Annotated in this window: 3 protein-coding genes and 2 pseudogenes; 4 read left to right on the top strand and 1 reads right to left on the bottom strand. The window is 36.2% G+C overall.

The features are described from left to right. A partial coding sequence (locus F6K22_RS24455; RefSeq protein WP_293103924.1) for an HAD-IC family P-type ATPase occupies nt 1–2,212 on the bottom strand: 2,212 nt, incomplete at its 3' end. A gap of 540 nt (nt 2,213–2,752) precedes the next feature. Here F6K22_RS24455 and F6K22_RS24450 point away from each other — a divergent pair. The 4 genes and pseudogenes from F6K22_RS24450 to F6K22_RS24435 form a co-directional block, all read left to right on the top strand. Continuing rightward, a pseudogene (locus F6K22_RS24450) lies at nt 2,753–3,655 on the top strand (L-histidine N(alpha)-methyltransferase). Between the two features lie 730 nt (nt 3,656–4,385). Beyond that, nucleotides 4,386–5,009 (top strand): annotated as a pseudogene (locus tag F6K22_RS24445) (DUF924 family protein). Nucleotides 5,010–5,217: 208 nt separating this feature from the next. Further along, the gene (locus F6K22_RS24440) at nt 5,218–6,360 is read left to right on the top strand and encodes a cytochrome P450 family protein (protein ID WP_293103921.1); all 1,143 of its coding nucleotides are present in this window, start codon (nt 5,218–5,220) and stop codon (nt 6,358–6,360) included. Between the two features lie 982 nt (nt 6,361–7,342). Then, nucleotides 7,343–7,586: hypothetical protein (locus tag F6K22_RS24435; protein ID WP_293103918.1), on the top strand; the 244-nt coding region annotated here is incomplete at its 3' end.

The raw sequence follows: 7,586 nt of genomic DNA, 5'->3' as shown, positions 1-7,586 counted from the left end.
TTACCAGAGCACTACGAGGAACTGCAAGAAATTCATTAACTTGGTCAAGGTCAATAACTAACTCATTTCCCAAAAATGGTATTGCTAAATAAGTCAAATACACTCCTAAAGCTACAAGAGTAAGAGTCAAAGTAGCAGGTAAAGTAAAATGAAGTAGGGAGCGCACTATACTACGTCGAGGTAACAGCCCTGGTTTAGACCAAATCGGAATACAAAAAGTAGGAAATCCTACTGATATTAGAGTTACCACAGCACTGTGCTTATTTAATAGTGGGAAAGTTCCTCCGATAAATCCACCAATAAATCCCGTAGCAAAAATCAATAGACTAACACAGAATACCCGAATCATAAATAATTTCAATACATCTTGTATACCATTACGAATACGTTGTCCTTCCAAAAAAGTATGAGGCAAAGAGGCAAAAGAATTTTTCAACAAGACAATATCCGCCACACTACGAGTCGCCTTACTACCACCTTCCATAGCGATCGCCAAATTAGCTTCTTTCAGAGATAGAACATCATTAACTCCATCCCCAATCATCGCGACATAATGACCTTGCTCCTTCAAACTACGGATCAGTTTAGCTTTTTGCTCAGGAGTGACACGACCAAAAATTGTCTTAGATGCTGCTGCTTGAATAAACTGAGCTTCATCTAGTTTGGCTAATTCAGAACCAGAAATAACTTGGATATCTGAACCAAGTCCTGCTTGTAAAGCTAAAGCAGCTACAGTCTGAGGATTATCTCCAGAAATCACTCTTACCTCAACTCCCGCTTCCGAAAAACCCTCAATGGTTTCGCGAGCTTCAGCTCTAAGTTCATCTTGAAAGCTAATAATTCCGAGAGGAAAAAGTTCAGTAGGTAATTGTGGTTGTTCTAAATCCTGGTTTAAACTATTAATGTTGGAGTTATGGGCAAATAAAAGGACTCGGAATCCTGCCATTACTAATTCTTGAATTTGCTGAGTAACTTTCGTACTCAGGGGTGTAACTTCAGCTAATATTTCTGGAGCGCCGAGAATGTATGTTCCAGATGGTGAATTTTCCTCTTGACTGACAAAGCTCATACCACTCCATTTACGAGCCGAACTAAAAGGAATTTCAAAAATTAGAGAACGTTTATTTCCTGAAAATACAGTTTCTACAGCCTCAATAGTTTGATTTTTAGCAGTGGTACTAGCTGCATAATCAGCTAATAGACTCTGTAACTTAATTTCATCAAACCCAATGGGATAAATATCTCGTAAAATAATACGGTTAGCAGTTAACGTCCCAGTTTTGTCCAAGCATAAAATATCTACATTACTCAATGATTCAACAGCATTAGCTTGCTGAATTAGGACTTCCTGTCCCACCATTTTCACTGCACCCAAAGCATAAGCAAGAGTGATAGCCAAATAAAGCCCACTTGGGACTAGACCCGCAATTACAGCAGCATATTGAACAGTATCAGCAAATGTATAAAATCCAAAGTACCAATTAATAGTAACCAGTATCCAGAGAAAGCAAGACAAGAGTAAAAATACTCTGATGACCAAGTTAATTTCTTGTTGAAGGGGGGTATAAATTTGGCGAAATGCTCTAGCACTAACTGTTAGTTGATAGGCCAAACTTTCGATTCCTACTTTTTGAGCTTCATAATAAGCAGTACCACTGACACAGAAGCTACCAGAATAAACTGGTTGGCCTGCTTTTTTAGGAATTAAATCGGATTCTCCAGTTAGAAGTGATTCATCTACTTCTATTTTGCCTTCTCCTACTACTTGTCCATCAACTACTATTTGATCTCCAGCATTAGCTACTAATATATCTCCTACAACGATCTGACTGGGATCTATATTTTGTTGTTTACTTTCTCGAATAACGGTAGCTAATGGTCTAGTTAATAAGGCAATTCGATCTAATTTTTGTTTAGCCCATATTTCTTGGCAAACACTAACTATAACGCCACCTAAAATAACAACTATTACCAGGAAAGCATCGCCATAACGAGAAAGAGAAATTAAAACAAGGCTAATGCTGAGGAAAACGGTATTGATAAAAGTAAATAAGTTTTCTTTTAATATCTGGCGGTAGGAACGACTTGTGTGTAGTTTGACATAATTTCCTCGACCCGCAGCACGAAGATTTACTACTTGGTCTTCTGTGAGACCGTGAATGATTGAAGTATTGTTAATATCTTGGCGATCGATCATGACATTTGTGCTCAATATCTCAAAAAAAATTATCTCTTGACAGTTTCAGCAAAAGTTTTCAATATTCAGTCAATGGCCTTTCGGGGACAATAAATTAACTGAAGTTGGTATCAACTCAAATTATCGCTTTTACCACTTTCTATTAATTAATAATTAAACAATTCAGGTTTCAAGCCTCCACTTTTAATAGGATAAAATCAAAAAAAATCCCTAAGTGTCAATCCCCTTATTAAAAGAAGGAGTAATTATTAATTGTTAATTTATGAACTAAAGCGCCACTTTTTTCCTCATTAAACTACAAATTATATCGTGGATATTAACAGTTTATCTAGTAGAAATTGCGAGTAAATTTAAACTTTAGTTATAATACGAGATACACTCAAGAAATAGATCGTACTTTGGTAGTAATAGAAGCTAAATTCAAAGGCAGTTAAAAAAAATCAGTATAGGGGGATCGGTAATGTTCGTTCAGCCAAAAAACATCAAGCGAGCAAATTTTCAGCGCTGAAGTAAAAGCCTTTTTTTTACAACAAAAGCAGGAAAACCTGGCTCCTTATATCTACAGTAAGCCAAATCCAGCTATTACAAACGATCCAGTTAACGGAGCAGAATTATATATATCAAGAAGTCATTGATCATGTTCCTGATTATTACCCTTATAAGAATGAAGTTGAACTGATAGGTCAAGTAGCGTCGTCGGTAGCAGCTTATGTGTCAGAGGATGCTACTATTATTGAGTTTGAGCCAGGTTCAAAAACAGCATTTAGAAACAAAACACTTCCTTTATTAAAAGCTTTGGGCAAAGCATATAAATACGTTGGTGTCGATTTATCTGAAACTTATTTGCAGCGAAGTTTAGATATCATCAAAGGAGAATTTACTGACGTGGAAATCGAAGCAATAAAAACAGAATTTATTCAAAACTGTAGCTTGGTTAAAAAATTCAAGAAACCTGTAGTCTGGTTTCCAGACAGTACTATCGGTAATCTTAAACCTGAAGATTGTTTAAACTTCTTAAAAATGATCGCTTTAGAATTACAGCCCAACGGTTTATTAATTGCAGGAATAGATGGAAATCAAGATCGAGATTCATTAAGAAAGGCATATTACGAGCATCCGAAAGTTCGTCAATTTCTTTTGAATATTCTTTAGCGAATTCCTCGTGATTCTCCTATTACTAACTTTAATCCGGCAGGCTTTAAATTTCAGATGGAATGGATAGAAAATGAATATTGCCTCAAGCAAAAATTTGTCGCTATTGAAGACCAAGAGTTTATTTTATAAAATCTCAGTATCACCATCAAAACGGGAGAAGAGTTCTGCTTTGGAAGTTCATATAAATATCCTGTAGAAGTATTTCAAAATATGGCTAAAGAGAGCGGATTTAACTGTTTAGATTGCTTTATTGATAAGTATCAACGGATGACAATTCATGTTTTAAAAGCTGGGAAAAAGTAAAAATATAACAACCAACTTAACTGGTGACAGGGATAACCCGCATTTCTCACAAACTAATTTGAAAAGCTGATTTGAATGTCAAAAATTGAGCTTTTTCAAAAATCAGAGAAACTTTGAAGTTAACTCAGATAAAATTCAATCTTTACCATCAAAATTTCCCAGTATTGCTTGATTTTCAAGAGTTGATTAACTCAGAGAAAGCACGACAAAAAAGACCGCCTAACTTTATCAATAGAATTAAGTAGGTAGGCGCGAATAAACGTCACTATGTAACGAAATGTTTACCGGAAAATTAAGGTATAAAGCCTCTCCATTCATGGAGAAAAAAGCGGTCGGCAAGTGGAGCATTCCGAAGGATGGGATGCCGAGGTCTCCTCGGCATATCCAATCGACCAAGACAGCGGTTGTTTCGCTTCGCGACATGAATTGCTCGCAGTCCGTTAGGATGGGATGGCGAGGTCTCCGTTCCCTCCGGGACGCTACGCGAACTTCGAAGCTTTGCGAAGGGCAAACGCTTGCCTCCAATCTCCCAAGAGAGAAGAAAAAAATTCCTTGAGCGCCAATCCTCAATGTTATAAGAAGAGGTAATTATTAATTATTAATTATTAATTATTAATTATTGAAGCACCTCATACCCTTTAGATTGCTTCTTTCCACTCTGCTCCAGTCGCAATGACTTAGTTGTAAATTTTCCCACCTAACTAGTTATTATGGATGAAAACTAGTTATTATGGATGAAGTCTTAAATTACTGGTTTGAATTTTGCCCATCTAATAATTTGCTTTCTTCTGTGCCAAACATGAATAAGTCATTCGAGCGTTGGTTTGCTGCTAAAGAAGATATTATGCAATCTTCCATTTGGAATTCAGTTTTTGGTGAAGTAGAAAGTTGGCCTGATACTCCTAATGCTGAACTGGCTAAAGTAGTCCTTTACGATCAAATTTCCAGAGGCTGCTTTCGAGGCACATCGGCAGCATTTGCTTATGATGAACAAGCAATTTATTCGGCTAACCGCTTTTTAGAATTTGCTGATTCTTATGGGACAAATTTGGATTCTCCAATCTGCCTTAGCCATTCAGAGAAAAAAGATGTTCAACAACGTTAACTTAACTTAAGTGCTCAGTTTTCTCAAAAAGTTCTACAACAAGACTGGTTGAGTGAAACTACTAAAAAGCAGCTTACTCAAATACATTCGGAGGCTAAACAACACTATGATGTTATTCAGAAATTTGGCAGATTTCCACATCGAAATCAAGTACTAAATCGAAAATCAACAGTAGAAGAAAAGCAGTTTCTTCAACAAGAAGTTTTACCTACAGGACTTACGCATGAGGAAGGAAAAACTAGGACTTGAGATTGCTTCCCTATGGGTCGCAATGACGGAAATACCTTGAGGTGCGTAAGTCCTAACCTAAATGGATGTACAGTCAAAGACTTAGAATAATGAAGGAAAAAAAGTCATGCTAAAACATTACTTTCATTACCTTTACAATCGTGGTACTAACTCAACAGATCTAAAGGATATCACATATTGTCCATTCAAGGAAATAATCAATATCTACTTGAAAAAATCTGCGATTAATCGTTCTAAAGGAAGCCGTCAAAATCGCCTCTTTTATTCAATGTCACCTGTTGGTCATCGTTTTCTGGAAAACATCGATTCGGACGATCCACAGTACCAGTCTATTTCTAGACTGGCAAAACAGTTCTCTAGGGTTCTTGAAAATAATAGCAAAAATGGTTTTGAAAACCGTCTCACATCTTACTGGGATTCAAATCCTCCACCATATCCAGTTTGCTCCTTAAGAGATTGTGCTTTTGGTGCTGTGTTGAATGAGGTTTGGTTCGCATTTTTTGCCAAACCTTGCCCTAAACCTGAAATCATGATTAAGGCTACCCGTAATATTTTAATGGTTGTTAAAGATTGCGAAACTGTCGATCTGAAGTCAAGAAAACAAGGAATTTTCTTAGTTTTCGACTCTGTTAAAGAAGGTATCAATTCTCAATTAAACTGCCAACATTTATTTTCTGATATCCATGAAGTCATCTTTGCCCTAATAGTTTCAGCGGTAGACGAACTTAGTGAGGGTTTTGCACATACATTAATTTGTCTATCAAAAAATTGTTCTGCTCTTCCTGATAGTGATGATGACTTTAAAATGGCCACTTATGAAGCATTACGGTTATACCCACTATTTACGATATCGGCCAGACCAGATCTTGAGAATAAATGTTTACACATGGTTAATTATGTAAACTATCACAGACGCAGGGATTTGTTTGGTGAAGACGCTGAGGAGTATAACTGGCAACGGTGGCAATGTAAAAATCTTCTGGGACAAACTTTTATTTTCGGAATCGGTAATAATCGATCCTGTCCAGGACAAAATAGTGCGATGGAAATTGTCCCAAGGATGGTTCGTGTCTGGATGCAGAAGTATAATACCAAGACTTTAATCAAACATTCTAGAAAGCTACCCTGGGGTGGTTTAGCAATGGTAGTACCAATTGATGAAAGTATCTCTTGGCTTTTATCTTGGCTACATCTGGGGCTATGGATTTATAGACAAACTATTTTTTTTCTAGCCAACAAATGGTGGATTGGGTATCGAAACTTTATTGCTTCTGAAAAGTTGCTCCAAGCTGATGACTATTATCAGGCTATCAGTATCTCATCAAGACCTGAAATTCTTCAGCGACAATAATACCATAGCACATTATGTTCTTAATTTAATCAGTCGAAAAACCTTCCCAGAAGGGCGAAGTTTTAGAGCAAATTTTCCGGTGAATACTCATCAACTGTTTGTTTCAGATGAAATCCAGTCATACTTTACAATACATTTCTCGGACTCTATACTTCCATTCAATGCAGACATAAAATGTCGGAATATACCTAGATAATATTTTGTGTAAAAGTTAGGGTGGATATCTACAGAAAATTTAAGTTTTTTTTCTTGCTCTTAAGCCTTCCTGCCTGTTGCCTGTTGCCTGTTGCCCACCTTTCCTATACAATACCGATGCTACTGGAGATGATATAATTTCCACTTTCATCCTTTCTTTTCTCCGACTACTAGACATCTCTAATAATCAAAAATAAAATCAATTATTCCACAGAAATTATCAATTCTTTCTCCCTACTCCCTCTTTTGTGTTACTTATACTATAACTAATTATCCGGATACTATATTAGATAGCATATCCTGAATTTTCTGATGAAAAGTAATGTTACTAATTTACAGAGAAGTAATAAGTAAAGTTAAGTTTTATCACTACAGTCTTGCTTTTTGACTAGGATAGGCTTTATGATGGGAATTAAGACGTAAGTATTAAATCTTTTTTAACTCTGCAAGCAAGTTTTCAACATTACTATTAGCGAAAATTATCACCTACCACACTCAAGACAAGTCAGGAGGGAATAGTGTACTTTTGAGGTATTTGTTGAAACAGAAAGCTTGGCTAACTAATCAAGAGCATCTAAACACAATTTGCCTTTTATTACTCTGCAAAAATGGCCAAAAAGAATAAATAAATGTAATTGAAATCAAAGAAAAACTAACGAAGAATCGGAATTAAACATTTAATTTAGATGTTTAAAAATAATCCGTGTTTCTGGAAGTTTCGCAATACTATGGCGAACAGACTAACTTGTTTAATTGAAAATAAAAGCTAAATGGAGAATGCGATCGCATGATTTCCTCATCTGAGACAAACTTGAATCAAGCAAATAACTCTGTTGTAGAAGTATCATTATCTGAAACAACCAATAATCAGACAACTTCTGTAGCACCTATACATACTGCCACTGGTGTTTATGTAACTATCCACGGTCATTTTTATCAACCCCCCAGGGAAAACCCTTATCTAGATGCTATTGAACGTCAACCTAGTGCAGCTCCCTGCCATGACTGGAATGAACGCATTTTACATGAGA

The organism is Okeania sp. SIO2F4 (genome assembly GCF_010672385.1).
Lineage (GTDB): Bacteria > Cyanobacteriota > Cyanobacteriia > Cyanobacteriales > Microcoleaceae > Trichodesmium.
Note: the sequence above shows the minus strand (reverse complement) of the source record. Positions and strands in the feature narration are given on the sequence as shown.